This window comes from Microbacterium paludicola, assembly GCF_039529675.1.
Classification (GTDB): Bacteria; Actinomycetota; Actinomycetes; order Actinomycetales; family Microbacteriaceae; genus Microbacterium; species Microbacterium paludicola.
The window spans coordinates 53,717-72,280 of record NZ_BAAANG010000002.1 but is presented as its reverse complement, the minus strand read 5'-3'; the positions used below and the strand labels follow the sequence as shown (position 1 = coordinate 72,280).

Annotated in this window: 16 protein-coding genes; 9 read left to right on the top strand and 7 right to left on the bottom strand. The window is 71.9% G+C overall.

Annotated elements, in window-relative coordinates; translation table 11 throughout:
• Positions 1-2: 2 nt before the first annotated feature.
• On the top strand, positions 3-1,712 hold the full coding sequence (locus ABD161_RS02085) for a DUF6020 family protein (protein WP_343999246.1): 1,710 nt from the start codon (positions 3-5) through the stop codon (positions 1,710-1,712).
• Here ABD161_RS02085 and ABD161_RS02080 read toward each other — a convergent pair.
• The 5 genes from ABD161_RS02080 to ABD161_RS02060 are packed head-to-tail and all read right to left on the bottom strand — an operon-like array spanning position 1,696 to position 7,833.
• Positions 1,696-2,151: an acyltransferase gene (locus tag ABD161_RS02080; protein WP_135112646.1), complete on the bottom strand. Its 456-nt coding sequence runs from the start codon at positions 2,149-2,151 to the stop codon at positions 1,696-1,698. The genes ABD161_RS02085 and ABD161_RS02080 overlap by 17 nt on opposite strands.
• A 4-nt stretch (positions 2,152-2,155) precedes the next feature.
• Complete coding sequence (locus ABD161_RS02075) at positions 2,156-3,160, bottom strand: glycosyltransferase (RefSeq protein ID WP_343999244.1); 1,005 nt, start codon at positions 3,158-3,160, stop codon at positions 2,156-2,158.
• Between the two features lie 5 nt (positions 3,161-3,165).
• Positions 3,166-5,070, bottom strand: a complete 1,905-nt coding sequence (locus ABD161_RS02070) for a glycosyltransferase (RefSeq protein ID WP_343999242.1) — start codon at positions 5,068-5,070, stop codon at positions 3,166-3,168.
• 43 nt (positions 5,071-5,113) lie between these two features.
• On the bottom strand, positions 5,114-6,445 hold the full coding sequence (locus ABD161_RS02065; RefSeq protein WP_343999240.1) for an O-antigen ligase family protein: 1,332 nt from the start codon (positions 6,443-6,445) through the stop codon (positions 5,114-5,116).
• The gene (locus tag ABD161_RS02060) at positions 6,442-7,833 is read right to left on the bottom strand and encodes an O-antigen ligase family protein (protein ID WP_343999238.1); all 1,392 of its coding nucleotides are present in this window, start codon (positions 7,831-7,833) and stop codon (positions 6,442-6,444) included. Before ABD161_RS02060 ends, ABD161_RS02065 begins: the two co-directional genes overlap by 4 nt.
• 44 nt (positions 7,834-7,877) lie before the next feature.
• Here ABD161_RS02060 and manA point away from each other — a divergent pair, with 44 nt between their 5' ends.
• From manA to ABD161_RS02030, 6 genes are all read left to right on the top strand, one after another.
• Positions 7,878-9,068: a mannose-6-phosphate isomerase, class I gene (gene manA / locus ABD161_RS02055; RefSeq protein ID WP_343999236.1), complete on the top strand. Its 1,191-nt coding sequence runs from the start codon at positions 7,878-7,880 to the stop codon at positions 9,066-9,068.
• Positions 9,069-9,224: 156 nt separating this feature from the next.
• The gene (locus ABD161_RS02050) at positions 9,225-9,548 is read left to right on the top strand and encodes a WhiB family transcriptional regulator (RefSeq protein ID WP_343999234.1); all 324 of its coding nucleotides are present in this window, start codon (positions 9,225-9,227) and stop codon (positions 9,546-9,548) included.
• A gap of 66 nt (positions 9,549-9,614) precedes the next feature.
• Complete coding sequence (locus ABD161_RS02045) at positions 9,615-12,437, top strand: glycosyltransferase (RefSeq protein WP_343999231.1); 2,823 nt, start codon at positions 9,615-9,617, stop codon at positions 12,435-12,437.
• Entirely contained in the window at positions 12,434-13,843 is a 1,410-nt protein-coding gene (locus ABD161_RS02040) for a DUF5719 family protein (RefSeq protein WP_343999229.1), read from the top strand. The genes ABD161_RS02045 and ABD161_RS02040 overlap by 4 nt, the downstream gene beginning before the upstream one ends.
• A 60-nt stretch (positions 13,844-13,903) precedes the next feature.
• Entirely contained in the window at positions 13,904-14,344 is a 441-nt protein-coding gene (locus ABD161_RS02035; protein WP_343999227.1) for a hypothetical protein, read from the top strand.
• A gap of 65 nt (positions 14,345-14,409) precedes the next feature.
• Positions 14,410-14,616, top strand: coding sequence for a DUF3499 family protein (locus tag ABD161_RS02030; protein WP_343999225.1), 207 nt, complete (start codon positions 14,410-14,412; stop codon positions 14,614-14,616).
• A 642-nt stretch (positions 14,617-15,258) separates the two neighbouring features.
• Here ABD161_RS02030 and ABD161_RS02025 read toward each other — a convergent pair.
• Positions 15,259-16,146, bottom strand: coding sequence for an RDD family protein (locus tag ABD161_RS02025; protein WP_343999223.1), 888 nt, complete (start codon positions 16,144-16,146; stop codon positions 15,259-15,261).
• 17 nt (positions 16,147-16,163) lie between these two features.
• Here ABD161_RS02025 and ABD161_RS02020 point away from each other — a divergent pair, with 17 nt between their 5' ends.
• Both ABD161_RS02020 and ABD161_RS02015 read left to right on the top strand, forming a co-directional pair.
• Positions 16,164-17,159 carry a stage II sporulation protein M gene (locus ABD161_RS02020; RefSeq protein WP_343999221.1) on the top strand — a complete coding sequence of 332 codons (996 nt, stop codon included), beginning with the start codon at positions 16,164-16,166 and terminating at the stop codon, positions 17,157-17,159.
• Positions 17,160-17,200: 41 nt separating this feature from the next.
• Positions 17,201-17,665 (top strand): heme-degrading domain-containing protein, encoded by a 465-nt coding sequence (locus tag ABD161_RS02015; RefSeq protein ID WP_343999219.1) that lies wholly within the window; start codon positions 17,201-17,203, stop codon positions 17,663-17,665.
• Positions 17,666-17,693: 28 nt separating this feature from the next.
• On the opposite strand, the gene ABD161_RS02010 is transcribed toward ABD161_RS02015, so the two are convergent.
• Positions 17,694-18,497 (bottom strand): aquaporin, encoded by an 804-nt coding sequence (locus ABD161_RS02010; RefSeq protein WP_343999217.1) that lies wholly within the window; start codon positions 18,495-18,497, stop codon positions 17,694-17,696.
• Positions 18,498-18,564: the final 67 nt, after the last annotated feature.

Below are 18,564 nucleotides of genomic sequence, written 5' to 3'. Positions count from 1 at the left end.
GCATGCGCACGCTCCTTGGCCGGGCATGGGACCCCGCCGCCGCCGTCGTCGTCGTCCTCGTCGCCGTGTTCACGGTGGTCGGGTACTCGTATCGCGAGTCGGAGAGCGCTGAGCTGATCGCGTCCTCCGCCAGCGCTGCGGCTGGCGCGGTGATCGTGGGCGCGGGCCTCGCGATCCTCGTCTACCTGCCGTTGCTCGGCGTCTTCCGGCTGCTCGACCGCCGATGGGCGGACGACGGGCTCGAGCCCACCGGCATCATCCCGATGAGGGAGGCGATGCGGCGATGGCTGCTGCCCAGCGCGGGCACCATCCTCGTCGGTTGGCTCGCCTGGCTGCTCGTGCACTTCCCGGGGAACGTCGACTCCGACACCATCACGCAGAAGCTTCAATGGCTCGGACTGCAGAATCAGACCGATCACCACCCGTGGTTCGACACGATGGTGTTCGGTCTCTTCTGGAACCTCGGGGACGCCCTGGGAGACGACCGCTGGGGCCTGTTCATCTACCTCCTCCTCCAGGAGGCGGCGACCGCCGCAGGCGTCGCTCTCGTGCTCGTCTACCTGTCTCGTCTCGGAATGCCCTCGGTGGCGCGGTGGGCGCTGACGGTCGCGGTCGCGGTCCTTCCCGCGTTCGTGATGGCGCCGTCCGTGATGAGCAAGGACGCCTTCGCGGCGGTGTTCTGGCTGCCCTTCCTCGTGCTCTTCGCGGAGTCGCTGCGGACCCGGGGGGCGGTGCTGGCGCGTCCGCGCGTGGCGCTCGCGGCGATCGCCGTGACCACGCTGCTGATCCTCTCGAAGCGGACCAGCCTGTACCTCGTGCTCATCTGCGCGGTCGTGCTCGTCGTCGTCGTGTCGCGCGCGCTGCGAGTGCGCATCGGGCTCACCGTCGCCGGCGTACTCGCGCTCACCGGCCTCGCGTGGCCCATGCTCCTCGTCTCGGCGTGGGGGATCACGCCCGGCACCTCGACCGACATGATGACCGTTCCCGTCCAGCAGACCGCGCGGATCGCCGCCGAGCATGGCGCCGAGATCCCCGAGGAGGAGCGCGCGGCGATCGACGCGGTGCTGCGCTGGGACGGCCTCGCCGAGGCGTATGTGCCGACGCGGTCGGACAGCGTCAAGGGCCGGTGGAACCTCGAGTCGACGACGGGACAGAAGCTCGAGTACTTCCGGGTCTGGGCCGCACAGGTCATCCGCTACCCGGCCACCGCGGCGTCCGCCACGATCGCGAACACCTACGAGTACTTCGCGCCCGTGACGCGGCTGTCGATGCAGAACACGCTGTCGCTCGATCAGTACATCGACTTCTGGACCTCTCGCAGCCTCGAGACCACGTCCCGCGCCGAGGTCGAGGCGATCGCCGACGCGCTGTACGAGCCGGCGGCGCTCGACGGGGCGCGGTCGACGATGAACGACCTGACCATCGCCTTCAACGAGGGGAACCTGCTGTCCTCGAAGGCGCTCTATGCCTCGCTGATCCCGCTCGCGGCGCTCGCCTACGCGATCCGTCGTCGCAGCTGGCTGCACGTGCTCATGCTCGTGCCGCTGTTCGTCACCCTCGCGTTCCTCGTCGCGAGCCCGATCGCACTGTCCCGGTACATCATCCCGATGATCCACGGCGCCGTCTTCGCGGTCGGCATCACACTCACTCCGATGAGGTGGGAGCGCCGGTCGGGTTCCGGCTCGCGCGCGAGCGTCAGCGAAGCCGCCTGATCACCGCGGCGGGCACTCCGCCGACCAGCGTGTCGTCTGGCACGTCGGAGGTCACCACCGCACCCGCCGCGATCACGCAGCCGGCGCCGATCGTGACGCCGGCGACGACGGTCACCGCCGCCCCGATCCACGTCCCTGCGCCGACGACGATCGGGTCGTGCCGCACCTCGCCGGCCCGCCTGTCATGCCCGCCGATCTCGTGCGTGTCCGTGATGAGGCGCACGAACGGGCCGAGGTTCACCCGGTCGCCCAGCACAGTTCCGGGGCGGATGTACGCGTCGCGGTTGACGAAGACGTCCTCTCCGATGCGCACAGGGCCGAGGATCTCGCCCCCGCGATAGATCCTGGTGCGGGCTCCGATCGCGATGTCGCGGTCGCCGTCGCGATGCAGGAGCCGGACGGAGGGGTCGACGACCGCATCGTCAGCGATGCTCAGCACGGTCTCAGCGGCCCTGAGGCGCCGTCGGCGTCAGGGCCGGCATCACCCGCCACGAGGTGTCCCGCGCGATGGCGCGGCCGTCGCGAAGACCCTTCATCAGGTTCGACCAGCCGACGCGCGTGATCTTCCGCTCGACGAACGCCAGGCGCAGGATCTCCTTCGCGAACGTCGCGGCAGTGCCGACGGCGAACGCGAGCGGACGGTAGGCGCCGTGCTCCTCGTAGTAGTGCTTCATGATGCCGCGGTTGCGCAGGATGTAGTAGCGGTACATGTCGCTGGACGCGTTGAAGTGACGCACGCCCATGTCCCACTGCTTGATCTCGCGTGTGCGGCGCAGCACGAACTCGTTCACGATCGCGGCGGGCGTGACACGCGAGGCGAGCCAGCCGTAGATCGTGTCGTCCCAGTAGATGAAGAACCGCGGATCGGGGAGACCGATCTGCGCCACGATGTCGCGGTGGATGAACATCCCCTCGAAGCAGCCCGAGTTCATCTCGCGGTAGCCGGAGGCGTCGAAGTCGGCCGGGGCGAACGGGATCGGGATGCCCAGCGGCACCGAGACTCGGTACTGCCAGTAGAACTCGCTGCCGTCGTAGTCGTACCGGCGGCCCTGGATGCTGCGGAAGCGCGGCGCCCAGTCGCCCATGCGGGCGAGGCCGTCGGGAAGCACCTCGACGTCATCGTCCATCAGCCACATCCAGGTGGAACCCAGGTCGTAGGCGGTCTCCATGCCCGCGCTGAATCCGCCGGCGCCCCCGGTGTTCTCATCGAGGCGGCGGTAGACGAGCTGGGTGCCGAGGCGGTCGCGGAACGACTCGACGACCTGCGTGGTGTCATCCGAGGACGCGTTGTCGACGACCACGACGTGCCCGGGCTTCGGGTCCATCCGGATGACCGACTCGAGCAGCCCGCTCAGCAGGTGCGAGCGGTTGTACGTCACGACGACGATCGTCGCCGATGCCGGATCGAAGGCGACGTCGTCGCCCGCCGGGACCTGGGGGGTCTCCATGATGCTCATTCGCCGCCCTTCAGCACGCCGCGCCAGCTCTCCGCCGCGACGAGCTGCGGAAGCGCGTCGCGGTACTCCTTCGCCAGACGGGGCCATTCCCGCTCGAGTCGGCGGTGCAGCAGGACCGAGTCCCGCAGCATGTGCCGGAAGCGGCGGCGGTCCCGCGTGTAGATGTTCTTGCCCGAGCCGTCGGCGGCGCTGACGAGCGCGCTGTCGAAGTGCGGCAGACGCCACCAGTGCGCGTCGTTCTTGCCGAACTCGACCTCGGGGGTCTCGAGGTTCGCGGGGTTCGGCTTGTGCAGCAGGTGGGCGAGCAGGGTGCGCGCAGTGAAGGTGCGCAGTCGCAGCCCGGACGGGGTGTCGGTCGGCTCGCCGGGAGGGAACACCTGGCGGCCGCGCCGCGAGTGGAGGACCGTCTCGGGATCGGTGTGGACCGCGGTCTCGGGGAAGCGGGCCGCGAGGGCGCGCGCATCCGGCATCGCGGTCGGCAGCGTCTCCCACAGGTGCTGCGGCCCGCGCAGGACGTCGCGCAGGGCACGCGCCCGCAGGGCGACGGGGTAGTACTGCATCATCATCAGGTGCTTCAGGTCGACCCGTCGGCTGTGCCGGATGAGGCGGCCGCCGCGGGGCACGCCGGAGTGGAGCAGGCCCGCGACGATGCGGTTGCGGGCGTGGAAGTACGCCTGCCAGTCGATCGAGTCGTCCTTGCCCACCCAGGACACGTGCCACAGCGCCACACCGGGCAGTGACACGGTGGGGAAGCCGGCCTCGCGGGCGCGCAGGCAGAACTCCGCGTCGTCCCACTTGATGAACGCCGGAAGGGCGAGACCGACCTGGCGGATGACGTCCAGCGGGATCAGGCACATCCACCAGCCGTTGTAGTCGGCGTCCATGCGCATGTGCAGCAGCGGAGACTGGCGCAGGTTCGCGCGCCGGAAATCGTGCGGCATCCGGTCCTGGAACAGGTTCCGCCACATGAAGGGCACCTCGTCGACCACCTCGGCCCACGCGTGAAGGCGCGGGCGGTCGAGCAGGTCGAACATATGCGCGCCGACGAGCATCGGCGTCGTCGTGTAGCGCGCGAACAGGATCGAGCGTCGGATCGACTCCGGCTCGATCCGCACATCGTCGTCCAGCAGCTGGACGAAGTCGCTCTCGGGCCTGTCGAGCGACTCGAGCATCGCGCGCGCGAAGCCGCCCGAGCCGCCGAGGTTCGGCTGGTCGATGACCTGCAGCTTCTCGCCGAGGGCGGCGTGGGTGGCGTCGAAGCCCTCTTCGTCGGCGACCTTGCGCGTTCCCTGGTCGACGAGGAACACGCGGTCGACGAGCTCGAGCAGCTCGGGCGCCTCGCCGAGGGCCGTGAGGGTGTCGACGCAGTAGTTCGGCTTGTTGAACGTCGTGATGCCGAGCGACGCCTTGCCGGTGCGGACGGGCTCGTGCTCGGTGCTCCACTCGCCGCGCTCGAGCGTCAGCGGTGTGTCGTCGGCGACGAGGTCGAACCAGATCCAGCCGCCGTCGCTGAACTGCGTGAGCGGGATGTCGAAGGTCGACTCGGCCGCGTCATCCACCTCGCGCGTGTCGATGCGCTGGGCGACGCCGGCGCCGTTCGAGCGGTACACGAGCACGGTGCCCGATCCGGAGGTCCGCACGGTGAGGCGGATGGAGCGCACGCTCGTCCAGTGCTGCCAGTAGGAGGCGGGGAACGCGTTGAAGTACGACGCGAACGAGACGCGGCGACTCGGCTTGACCACCATGGAACCGCGTCCAAGAACGTCGCCGAGCCGCGCGTGCTCGGTCACCCGGACCGCCTCGTCATCGATGACCGACCAGGTGTCGGCGTCGAAGTACAGAGGGATCAGATCGGGGTCGCGGTCGAGGGGGAAGACCACGTTCTGGAGGACATGCGGCACGTGGTTGCTCCGAACGATCGAGGGCGATGGACCGCAGACGAGCCTACCCCGGACGAGTAAAGGGATCCTGGGATCCCCCGGCGTCGGCCAGGTCGCGGATGCGCTCGCGCCACGAGCGCGACTGCCCGGCGCGCACCGCGCACACCACGAGCATCATCCAGCCGAGGCCCGTCAGGGTGAAGCTCTCGAACATCGAGTCGACGAGCAGGGCGACCAGCATGAGCGGCGTCCAGGCGTGCACCACCGAGCGCCGCGAGCCGGCGACGAGCCAGGAGCGCACCATCGCCACGGCGCACAGCGCACCGAACAGCAGCAGCCCCGCCCAGCCCACCTGGATCAGCACGTCGAAGTACGCATTCAGCGCCGAGGCGTGCGTGTCGTCGAGCGTGAAGTTGATCACGTTGAACGGGTACGGCTCGCGATCGCCCGGCCCGTGATGCCATACGCCGTGCCAGCCCCAGCCCTGCACCGGGCGCGGGCGGACCCAGTCGAGGATCAGGTTCCACAGGTCGGCACGCACGGAGAAGTCGGATGCCGCATCCAGCAGGCGGATGATCCGGTGCCGCAGCACCCAGCAGGCGGCGAGCACGACGATCGTGACGGTGGCGACCGCGACCTGCGTCCGCCGCCGCTGGTCGGGCGCCGCGCGGCGCACGAGGCCCAGCGCGAGCGTCGCGACGGCGACGGACGCGGCCAGCACGAGCACCGTGGGGGAGGCCGACAGCACCGCCAGCAGCCCGGCGAGGGTCAGCGAGAACACCGACAGCCTCCGCGAGATCGACTGCGTCAGCCATTCGACGGCGAACGTGATCAGCGCCATGACGGCGACGAACCCGAGCATGTTGCGCGTGCCGAACACTCCCTGCACCGGTCCGCCGGCGGCGATGTCGCCCGCGACGCCGAGGAATGGGATCGGGATGTCGAGCAGGATGCCCGCCAGGATCTCCACGCCGAGCGAGAGACCGAGGAGCCAGCGCAGCACGTCGCCGAGGGCCCGCACCGTCTGCAGCGTGTCGCGCACATGGGCGATCACGAGGGCGAGCAGGCCCCAGCCGAACAGCTCGAGCCATCCCGAGAGGGTGGACGCCTCGTCGAACGTCCACACGACGCTGGCGAGCGTCCACGCCAGGAACGCCAGCAGGCTCGTCGGCGCGAAGCGCAGCAGGGTCAGCTCGTCGCGCCGTGCGATCAGGATCGCCACGCCGATCACGTCGAGCGCGACGACGATCGTGACCAGGGTGACCGGCCCCGCCGTCCGCCCGATCAGCATCGCGGCGAACCCCGCGCCCAGGGCGGCGACCGTGAAGGCGCGCGCGAAATCGGCGGATTGCAGCAGCCGGATGAGCCAACCCGGCGTTCCGCCGGCGGGCGTCATCGCGAGGGATCCCCCGCGGGCGCGTCGGCCCCGACGCCCACGATCGGGGCGAGCTTCATCTTGAACGAGAACAGCACGAGGAGGGTCCAGCCCCACAGCATGATCGGCCCGGACTCGGTCAGACCCTGCACGAGCAGCGTCGCCACGATGAGCGGGGGGAGCATCGACACGGGCGAGAACGGGCGGTCGGCGTCGAGATCCCAGCGGGGCCGGTCGACCGCGAAGAACCACGCGCGCCAGGTCATCGCGGCGTAGGCGACGAACACGAGGATCACGCCGATCGCGCCGAGCTGGAAGAACACGTCGAGCCACATGTTGTGCGCGTGGAAGACCGACAGGCCGTGGTCGACGATCCAGCCGTCGAACGCGTCCTCCCACGGAACCCACGGGCTCGAGAACCCGTTGCCGTGGACCGGATGCATGATCGCCCGCTCCCAGACGGTGCTCCAGATCTCGTCGCGACCGGTCAGCGAGCCGTCGCGGCCGAGCATCCCGAGCACGCGGTCCCAGAGGGAGAACACGAACACCGCGCCGACGGCGCCGACCCCGGCGAAGAGCAGGTAGCGGCGGGTGCGCTCGCCGGCGGTGCGCGCGCGGCGCATCACGAGCACGGCGAGGAGCACCATGAACGCCCCCGCGAAGGCCCCGAGCGCCGTCGCCGAGCCCGAGCGCACGAACAGCACGGCGGTCAGCGCGATCCAGACCGTCTGCATCGCGGCGTACGGCGGGTGCGTCGCAAGACGGATCGCGAACACGATGAAGGCGAGAACGCACAGCACGCCGAGGTAGTTCGCGTTGCCGACGATGCCCTGGATGCGCTCGCCGATGAGGGCGTCGAAGATCTGACCGCGCACCCAGTACCAGTGCGGGTCGAAGCCCTCCGGCGGGGAGACGAAGTTCGGCAGCAGCGGATGGCGCAGCACGAGCGCGACCCACAGCTCGATCGCGATCGACAGCCCCATGACCCACTTCAGGGCGACATCCAGCGCCCGCAGCAGCTCGTGCCACGTGAGCACGTGCGCGAAGAACAGGCCCTGCAGGGTGCCGGCGGCGAGCAGCGTCCAGGTCAGCAGCGTGGCCCCCGGCCAGCTTGACCACAGCACCGACACGAGCGCCCACGCGACGTACGCGAGGGCGATCCACGGCAGCCGGCGCCAGCGCAGCCCGTGCCGCCGGATGAGGGGCACCCACATCGCGATCGATGCGGCCGTCGTCAGCGCCAGCACCACGGCGGCGCCCGCCTGACCCAGCAGGTTCCACCACGCGGAGTGGGCGAACCCGGAGAACATCACGAATGCGGCATACGCGCGCAGCAGCTGATGGCTCGTGGCCTCGCGCTCCGGAGCGACCGGAGGCGTATCTGACGTATACCGCGTGATCTGGGCCATTGTGCCTCCCAGGCTACCGTGACCCCGAGGCATAACCTGGGGTCGTGCTCGTACCCATCACCAACGCCCCGCGTGACTACGCCTGGGGGTCCCGCTCCCTGATCGCCGCCCTCCAGGGACGCCCGGAGGCCGCAGACCCCGAGGCCGAGATCTGGTTCGGCGACCACCCGTCCGACCCGTCGGAGCTCGACGACGGATCGGGCCTCACGCTCGACCGCTGGATCGCCGACAAGGGCGCCGCCCACGGCGTCGACGGCCGGCTGCCGTACCTGCTGAAGCTGCTTGCCGCATCCTCGGTGCTGTCCATCCAGGTCCACCCCTCGAAGGCCCAGGCCGAGGAGGCGTTCGCGCGGGAGTCGCAGCTGCCGGAGGGCGCGGCGCGGAACTACGCCGACGACAACCACAAGCCCGAGATGATCGTCGCGCTGTCCGACCGGTTCGAGGCCCTCTGCGGCCTGCGCGAGCTCGACGCGACGCGCCGCCTTCTCGAGTCGCTCGGCGAGGCTGCCGACCCGCTGCGCCGCCGGCTGACGGACGAGGACGGCCTCGCCGCCGCGATCGGCTGGCTGCTGTCCGGGGACGCCCAGGAGGTCGTCGACGCGATCGTGGCGGCGCTCGCGGACGCGCAGTCCACCGAGTTCGCCGCCGAGCTCGCCAACGCGCGCCGACTCGCGTTCTGGTACCCCGGCGATCCCGGCGTCGTCGTGGCGCTCCTCATGAACTACGTCGTGCTGCATCACGGCGAGAGCGTGTTTCTGCGCGCCGGCATGCTGCACGCCTACGTGGCCGGCCTCGGCGTGGAGCTGATGGCCGCAAGCGACAACGTGCTGCGCGGCGGCCTCACGCCCAAGCGGATCGACGTCGACGAGCTGCTGCGCATCCTCGACCCGACGCCCGGCCCCGTGCCGGTCGTGCTGCCCGTGTCGGCCGGCGACGGCGCGCGCGGTGTCGAGGCGTTCCCCGCGGACGTGCCCGACTTCGCCCTGATGCGCGCGCGGGTGTCCGGCGCGTCGCCCGCGGTGATCCGGCCGTCCGGTCCGGTCATCGTGCTCGCGACGCAGGGCGCCGTGGTCGTCGAGGGCGCGGGAGCGGCCGTCGAGCTCACCCCCGGCCGCGCCGTGTTCGCGACGCCGGACGAGCCCGAGCTGCGGATCACGGGGGAGGGGGAGGCGTTCATCGCCCAGCCCGGATCCGCCGACGCGGAGGCCGGCAGGCAGGCGACCGCCGCGGCCTGAATCGGCGCGACACGCCGGGCGCGACACGCCGACGGGGCTCAATGAAGGTTCATGTCTCGGTTGAGGCTTTACGATCTGCGGCTTGATCTTTGCGAATGACACGGGTGTAATTACTTCCACGTCGTCCCGTCGGGCCTGAAGGAGTGGGAGAGCGAAATGTCCTCATCGCAGTACCGTTCCGGCGTTCCGGACAACTGGTTCGTCGATCCGGTGAGCCTGGGCGTCCCCGGCGTCCGCACGCCGCAGCCCGAAGAGGACAGCGCCCTCGCCTGGCAGAGCGACGCGCTCTGCGCGCAGACCGACCCCGAGGCCTTCTTCCCTGAGAAGGGCGGCTCGACCCGCGACGCCAAGCGCATCTGCACCTCATGCGACGTGCGCACCCAGTGCCTCGAGTACGCGCTCCAGAACGACGAGCGCTTCGGCATCTGGGGCGGCCTCAGCGAGCGCGAGCGCCGCAAGCTCAAGCGCGGGGTCGCTTAGCAATCCCTCGGTCATCGGCGCGTGGCGCCGGATCGGGAGTGACGGCGACCTAGAGTTGCCCGCGACATGCCCCCCGCCGTCCACGCCATCCTCGTCGCGCGCGCCACACCCGAAGCCGCCGCCCAGCTCGAGCGCACCCTCGCCGCCCTGCGCGCGCAGGAGCGTCCCGTCGACGCCCTGACCGTCGTCGTGTGCGGCTCGGCGCAGAAGCTCCGCGCCCTCATCGACTCGTCCGGCGCCGAGGGCGCGATCGAGGCCCCCGCAGGCACCTCCTTCGCCTCCGCCGTGCGGCTCGCCGCCGGCCGCGTGCCCGAGGGGCGTGCCGTGTGGCTGCTCGCCCACGACACGCAGCCCGAGCCGGGCACCCTCGCGGCGCTGTCCGCCGCACTCGAGCGCGCGCCGTCCGTCGCGATCGCCGCGCCGAAGCTCGTCGACGCGCGGGACCCCTCCGTCATCGTCTCCCTCGGCGTCAGCATGACCCGCTTCGGCCGCACCGTCGCCCTCGCCGGCGGCGAATACGACCAGGGGCAGCACGACGGCGACGACGACGTCCTCGGAACGGACGTCCGCGGCGTCCTGCTGCGCAGCGACGCGCGCGCGCACCTGCTTCCCGACCCGGCGCTCGCCGGCGCCGACGAGGGGCTCGACATGGGCGTGCGTGCGCGGCTCGGCGGCCGCCGAGTGGCGCTCGCCCCCGGCGCGCGCGTCCACGCCCCGGTCGCCGGCATGGCGGGCGTCTCGCAGCGCCCCATGGCGCAGGCGTACGCCGTGCGCACCGCCCAGCTCCACCGGCGACTCGCCTACGCCCCCGCCTGGGCCGTGCCGCTTCACTGGCTGTCGCTGCTGCCGCTCGCGCTGTGGCGGACGCTGCTTCACCTCGTCGCGAAGGCGCCGGCGCGCGTGCCGGCCGAATGGGCCGCCGCCGTCACGGTGATGGCGCGCCTGGGGGCCGTCGCGCGCTCGCGCCGGGAGATCCGCAGGTTCCGCACCGGATCGTGGGCGCAGATCACCCCGCTGCGGGCGACACGCGCGCAGCTGCGCGAACATCAGGATCCGGACGGCGGCGAGCCGGTCATCCGGCGCGAGCTGCGGTTCTTCTCGGGCGGCGGCGCCTGGACCGTGCTCGCCGCGCTGGTCGTCTCGGTCGCCGCCTTCCTGCCGCTGCTCGCCTGGCCCGTGCTCGGCGGCGGCGGGCTGCTGCCGCTGCGCGACACGCTCGCCGGCCTCTGGGCCGACGCCGCCTACGGGCCGCGGGCGACCGGGCTGGATGTCGTGTCGCCTGCCGATCCCTTCGCCGCGGTGATTGCGGTGCTCGGCTCGCTGTGGCCCGCCAGCCCCTCGTTCGCGCTGGTCGTGCTGTGGGTGCTCGCGCTGCCGCTCGCCGTGCTCGGCGGATGGTTCGCCGCGACCCGCGTGTCCGACAGGTCCGGCGTCCGCGCGACGGCGGGCATCCTGTGGGCGCTCGCCCCGACCTTCCTGGCGGCCCTGGTCGAGGGGCGCCCCGCGGCCGTGCTGCTTCATCTGCTGCTGCCGTGGCTGCTCTACACCGCATCGGTGGCGCATCGCTCCTGGGGCGCGTCCGGGGCGGCGTCCATCCTGCTCATCGCCGTCCTCGCGTGCGCGCCGTCGCTCGCCCCCGCCCTCGCCGTGCTGTGGGTGCTGATGCTGCTGCTCGCCATCGCGTTCCGCATCCGGCGCGGCTTCGCGCGCGTGCTGTGGGTGGTCATCCCGAGCGCCGTGTTCTTCCTCCCGCTCGTGCAGGCGCAGATCTCGCGCGGCACGCCGTGGGCCCTGCTCGCCGATCCTGGCCGTGCCTGGAACGGCGGCGACCCCGCAAGCCCGCTGCTGCTCGCCGCCGGATTCCCCGGGGCCGACCCGGGCGGCTGGGGCGCAATGCTCGCCTGGCTCGGCATCGAGGCGACGGCGGCGTGGGTGCCCCTGCTGCTCCTGCCGGTCGGGATCCTCGGGATCGTCGCGCCGATGACGCCCCGCTGGCGCGCCGGCGTCGGCGCGATCGTCGTCGCCGCGGTCGGCCTGATCGGGGCGCACCTCGTGACGGGCGTGCAGGTCGCGGTCAGCCAGTCCTCGCCCGTGCCGGTCTGGCCGGGGACGGGCCTGAGCCTCGGCTGGCTCGGCGCCGTGGCGGCCGCCGCCGTCACACTCGACGCCGGCCTGCGCCGACGAAGCCTCGCACGCCTCGCCTCGGTCGTCGCCGTGCTGGGCGTCGCCATCGTCGCCGTCCCGCCGCTGACCTCGGTCGCGCGCGAGGAGGCGCAGCTCACCAACGGCCCCGCGTCGACCCTGCCCGCGTATGTGACCGCACGCGCCGCCGACGAGCACGACCTCGGCACGCTTGTACTCACCGCGCAGCCGGATGGCGGCGTCGCCGCGCAGCTGGTGTGGGGCGCGAGCGAGACCCTCGGTGGTCAGTCGACGCTGCAGGCCACGGACCAGGCGATCGACGACGGCGACCGCACTCTCGCCGAGATCGCGGGCGACCTCGTCGCCGCGAGCTCGGGCGAGGTGCAGGAGCGCCTCAGCGACGTCGGCGTGCGCTTCGTGCTGCTGAGTGCGGGAGACACGTCGCCCACCGAGACGGATGCCGCCCGCACGCGCCGTCTCGACGCGATCACGGCGATCGACCAGCGCCCCGGGTTCGTGCGCGTGGGCGAGACGGCCAAGGGAGTGCTGTGGCGCCTCGACGCCGACCCCGCTCCGAGGCCCGCCCTGGATGAGCGCGACCGCGCGACCGCGGGCACGATCGCGACCGGTCAGGCGATCGCCCTGCTCATCGCGCTGCTGCTTGCCGTGCCGACGTTCGCGTCCCGGCGCGAGTCGCGCCGGGCGCCGCGCGTCGTCGGACGTGGCTACGAGGAGGTGGACGCGTGAGGATCCGTCACATCAGGATCACCGGGGCGCAGCGCGCGCTCGGAGTGCGGGTGATCCTCGGCGCCGTCACCGCCGTCGCCGCGGTGGCCGGGGTGACGGCCGCGGCCGCGCTGCCGTGGCCCGCGGTCTCCACACCGCCTCGCATGCTCGAGATCACGCCCGCGCCCGCCGAGACCGTGCTCGCGTGCGACGGGCCCGTGCTCGCCCTCGGCCGCTCCGCGGAGGAGGCGTCCGCCCTGTCGGTCGCACGACCGGGCGCCGTGACCGTCGGCAACGACCGCGGAGACGAGCCGGGATCGGATGCGCTCGCGCAGCCGACCATCGAGGGCGAGGCCGCCGCGACGCGCTACGTGCAGCGGCCCGACGGGCGCGAGGCGGTGTCGGCCGCGGCCGCGTCCTCCGCGAGCCTCGCCGACACCGACATGGCGGGCTTCACCGCGTCGGCCTGCCGCCCGCCGCAGATGGAGTCGTGGATCGCCGGCGGCGACACCGAGACCGGCACCACGGGCATCCTGCTGCTGGCGAACCCCGGAGACGTCAACGCCACCGTCCAGGTCACCGTCTACGGCGCCACCGGCCCGGTCACACCCCCGGGAGCCGAGGCGGTGCCGATCCCGGCGCGCACGCAGGTCGCGCTCCCGCTCGCCGGCCTCGCGGGCGGCGAGCAGAGCCCCGTGCTGCGCATCACCGCCACTGGCGCGCCCGTGCGCACGAGCCTGCAGTCGAGCCTCATCCGCACGCTCGAGCCCGGCGGGGTCGACACGCAGTCGGCGGTCCGCCCGGCGCTCGACCAGGTCATCCCGGGCCTCCGCGTCGTCGGCGACGCGGCCGGCACCGAGGGGGCGTCCGCCATCGTGCGGCTGCTCTCCGAGTCCGACACGACCGCCACCGTCACGGTGACCGACGCCGAGGAGGGAACGCCCGTCGGCGACCCGATCCCCGTCGAACTCACCGCCGGGGCCCCGATCGAGCAGGATCTCGGCGTGCTCGACGAGGGTGCGTACACCGTCAGCATCCATGCCGCCGAGCCGGTTGTCGCGGCGGCGTGGCAGACGACCGGCTTCGGCGCCGGGGCCGACTTCGCCTGGAACACCGCGGCACCCGCGTTCTCCGACGCGACGCTCGTCGCCGTTCCGCCGGGGGACGACGCGGCGATCAGCATCGCGAACCCCGCCGCGGAGGACATCACCGTGTCCGTCGCCGGGCTCGGCGACGAGCCGCAGGACATCGCCATCGCCGCGGGAACATCGGCGGTCATCGACGTCACGGCCGACAAGCTCTACACGATCGACCCGCAGGGCGCCCCCGTCCACGCCGCGATCGGATTCGCGAACGACTCCGCCGTCGCATCCATCGCCGTCTGGCCGGACGCCGCCCACCCGCGTCCCGTCGTCGTCTACCCGTAGCGACTCCGCCGCATCCGCGCCCCGTCGAGTGGGCCGCGCGATCCTGCGTAGGCTGGTGACATGGCTCTCTGGGGACGGTCGCGGCGCCCCGCTTCTGGCGCCCGCGCCGCGCGGCACGGCCGCCACGGGCGCGTCGGACGCAGCCCCGTCGTCCGCCCGCCGCTGCCGCCCATCGACACGCGCATCGAGCGCTTCGACGTCTCCGTCGGAGCCGCCGCCGAATACCTCCGCGGCGCCTGGCCCGAGCTGCGGGACGTCAGCTTCGAGATCGGACGCCTGCCGCGGGAGGCCGACGCCGACGGCATCCCGCGCTGGACCGCCGACCGCGAACGCAAGCGGATCGTGCTCTACCGCATCCCGATCGAACGGCTGAACCGGCTCCACCGGGTCGACGAGAACGAGCGCCGCATGATGATCGAGGGCGAGGTCTTCCGCGCCGCGGCCGACTACCTCGACTGCGACCCGTGGGACCTCGGACCCGACCGCTACCGCTTCTTCTGACCCGCTTCCGGGCACCCTCGGCGAGGCGTCGCCGCCCGAGGCCGGCCCGACGTAGCCTTGAACCGATGCGTGAGAGAGTGTGCTCGAAGGTGGGTTGTGCCCGCGAGGCAGTGACCACCCTGACCTATGACTACGGCGACCAGATGGCGGCCGTCGGACCTCTGGGCGCCGCCAACGACCCGCACGCCCACGACCTCTGCGCCATCCACACCGACCGCCTCTCCGTGCCCCAGGGCTGGACGGTCGTGCGGCACGCGACGCTGTCTGTTTAGAAGCGGCTCGCACGCGCTCGGGCGACGCTCCGCGCCGCCACTCGGCGAGCGAGGCACCGTCGCTGGCGCTCCGTTGCGGCAGCGCTTCGCGCTGCGTTGGTCGCTTCGCAGTTCTTTTCAGAAGCGGCTCGCACGCTTCGGGGCCGCAAGCGGCGCCCTTGCGAGCGAGGCAACGTCGCTGACGCTCCGCTGCGGCAGCGCTTCGCGCTGCGTTGGTCGCTTCGCTCCACGCTCACTTCGTTCGCACATGGGTGGCACAGGTCCGTTACCACGCCCCGGTTATCGAGCGAGCGGAGCGAGTCGAGATGACGGCTCGCACGGATGGGCGGCTTGAGGGCGGTCGCTTCGGCTCGCTGGCGCTCGCTCAGCAACCGGTGGGGGGTAAACGTGCGGCGTGTGCACCTTTGCGCACCTCGTTCGGTGCGTTTGCCGCACCTCTGTGTGTAGCCCACCCCGGTTATCGAGCGAGCGGAGCGAGTCGAGATGACGGCTCGCACGGATGGGCGGCTTGAGGGCGGTCGCTTCGGCTCGCTGGCGCTCGCTCAGCACCCGGCGGGGGGTAAACGTGCGGCGTGTGCACCTTTGCGCACCTCGTTCGGTGCGTTTGCCGCACGTTTGTGCCCCCGGGCGGACGGCTCGAGGTCAGCGCGCGAGGCGGGCGACGCGATCCGCGCGGGTCGTGAGCGCGTGGAGCTCGCGGCCGCGGCGCACCGCGACCACCGCCCGCAGCAGCGTCTCCGGGTCGACCGGCGGCAGCGGCGACACGTGCGGGGCGACCTCCGCCGCCAGGTCCTGGGCGAGACGGTGGCGCGCCGCCGGGTGCATGTCTGATCCCCGTGAGGTGAACTGCGCCACGCGGCGCGCGAGGCGATCGGGCAGGCGCCCCACATCGGCGATTCCCGCCCATGCCTCCAGCCCCTGCGGCAGCGGCACCTCCTGCGGCACCAGCCTCGGCGTGCGGGTCCGCTCGGCATAGGTGCCGGCGACGAGGTCGCCGAGGCGCTGCGAGCGCGACGTGAAGATGCCCACCAGGATCGCGAGACCACCGCCCGTGATGTACACCTCGAGCACGCCGAGGAGCGCCCGGATGAACGCGTGACGGAACGAGATCGCGCCGCCATCCAGCCGCACGACGCGCGCTCCCACCGCGAGTTTGCCGAGGCTGCGCCCGCGGGTGGCGGTCTCGACCGTCGCGGGAACGATCACGAGCAGCACAACGAGCAGGACGATCGACAGGATCGACAGCACGTTCTCGGGCAGCAGCCCGGCGGCCATCAGGTTGAACAGGCCGAGAAGCATCAGCAGGTAGACGATCACCGTCGCGACGATGTCGATCGCCGCTCCCGTCACGCGCAGGATCAGCCCGACGGGCTGGACGTCGAGGGCCACCGCCTCTCCGGTGAGCACCTCATCCTGCTCGATCGTCACCACGCGGGACCGGACGGCGGACGGGCGGCCGGCGAGCGGAGGCCGGATACCCGGATCGCCCGGCGCGGCGGGAAGCATCCCCGGGACGGCGCCTGTCGACATGCGTACAGTAAATCACTGTGGACCTCGATGCCCTCACGACCGCGCGCCGGGACGAATGGGCGCGCCTCGACGATCTCTCGAAGCGCCGGCGGCTGAGCGGCGAGGAGGTCGACGAGCTCATCGCCCGCTACCAGGCGGCATCCGCGGATCTCGCCGACATCAAGACGTCGGCCGGTCGCACGCCGCAGGGCGACCATGTGTCGACCATCCTGTCGCGCGCGCGGCTTGCGCTCACCGGCGCATCCGACAACGTGCTGCGGCAGCTTCCACGCTTCTTCCTTCACCAGCTGCCTGCCGCGCTCTACCGTGTGCGCTGGACGACCCTCGCGATCGCGGTCGCCTTCATCGGGGTCGTGGCGGTGTCGGGGGCCTGGATCTCGGGCGATCCCGCGCTCGTCGCGACCCTGGGGGCCGAGGCGCAGCTCGAGAAGTACGCCGAGCACGAGTTCACCGAGTACTACACCGAGAACCCCGCGGCCGTCTTCGCAGGCATGGTGTGGACGAACAACGCGTGGATCGCCGCCCAGGCGGTGATGTTCGGTGTGACGGGCATCTTCCCGATCTACATCCTCGTGCAGAACGCGACGAACCTCGGCGTCGCGGCCGCCGTCATGACGGCGTACGACCGGCTCGACGTGATGATCCTGTACATCCTTCCCCACGGGCTGCTCGAGATGACGTGCATCTTCGTCGCCGCGGCGGCCGGACTCCACATGTTCTGGGCTTGGGTCGCGCCCGGGCGGCGGACGCGCTCGAGCGCGCTCGCCGCTGAGGGGCGGGCGCTCGCGACCGTCGCGATCGGGCTCGTGTTCGCGCTGGCGCTCGCCGGGGCCGTGGAGGGCTTCGTCACCGGTCAGCCGTGGCCGTGGTGGCTGAAGATCGGCATCGGCGCGGTGGCGCTCGGTGTGCTGCTGTTCTGGATGCTCGTCCTCGGCCGTCGCGCGGCGCGCGCCGGTGAGACGGGCGACCTCACCGAGTACGAGGCGGGGACCCCAACGCTCGTCTCCGGATGACGGCGGACGGCATCGCCCGCGCGATGGGGGATGCTGGAGCCGTGAACCAGAACGAGACGGACCTCATCCGCAGACTCGAGGACGAGGAGCGCGAGCTCGTCCTGCCGACGTTCGACTACGACGACGCCTGGGCGCTCGGCCGCGAGCTGATGAGGCTCGCGACCGAGCGCGACCTCGCCGTGGCTGTCGACATCCGCAAGGGCGCCCAGCAGGTCTTCCACGCCGCGCGAGAGGGAAGCACGGTCGACATGGACACCTGGATCGAGCGGAAGATCCGCACCGTGTACCGGTTCGGGGCCTCGTCCTACCTCGTCGGACGTCGCCACGGCGGCGACTTCAACGCGGCGACCGGCCTTCCCTTCACCGAGTACGTCGCCCACGGCGGGGCGTTCCCGATCCGCGTGCGCGGCGTCGGCATCGTCGGCGTCGTGACCGTGTCGGGCCTGCCGGAGGCGGACGACCACGCGCTCGCGGTGGAGGCGCTGCGGTCCCTTCCCGGTCGTTGAGCGGCGCGCCCCACGACCGGGAGGACGCTCAGCGGCCGATCGGTCGCGCGGGGTTCACGCCGTCGAACAGCGCCTTGTAGGCGAAGCCGGCGAGCAGCGCGCCCACGATCGGGAACACGATGAACACCCACAGCTGGGCGAGCGCGTCGCCGCCGCCGTAGATCGCCGTCGCGATCGAGCGGGCCGGGTTCACCGACGTGTTGTCGACCGGGATGCTGATGAAGTGGATCAGCGCGAGCGACAGGCCGATCGCGAGGCCGGCGAGCGGCGTGCCGCGGGTGGGGTGCGTCACTCCCAGGATGATCAGCAGGAACAGTCCCGTCAGGATCACCTCGGCGATGATCGCGGCGACGAGCCCGAAGCCGGCGGGCGAGAGGGCGTCCCAGCCGTTGCTGGCGAAGCCGGCATCCTGCGCCGTAGTGAGCCAGTTCGCCGGGCCGAAGAGCCCGATCAGCACGAGCAGGGTGGTCGCGATCGCTCCGCCGATGACCTGCGCGACGATGTAGCCGCCGGTCTCGCGCCACGGGAACCGGCCCGCGGCGGCAAGCCCCAGGGTGACCGCCGGGTTGAAGTGGCCGCCCGAGATCGGGCCGAACGCGTAGGCGCCCACGACGACCGTGAGGCCGAAGGCGAGCGCGACCGCGGTGTACACGGCCGCGGGAGTGTCGGCGAAGTGGTTCGACGCGAACACGGCGGTTCCGACGCCACCGAGAACCAGAAGCAGCGTGCCGAACGCCTCGGCCACGAGCTTCGCGCTGGTCGCGGGCGCGGGCGGCGGCGTGTGAGCGAGCTCCGTCGGTTCGACGGGCTGCTCGGGATTCGGATCGGTCATGAGTTCCTCTCGGTCGTGTCCCCCCGTCCGCATGGTGCCAGCGGGATGCGTACCCGGCAAGGAATGT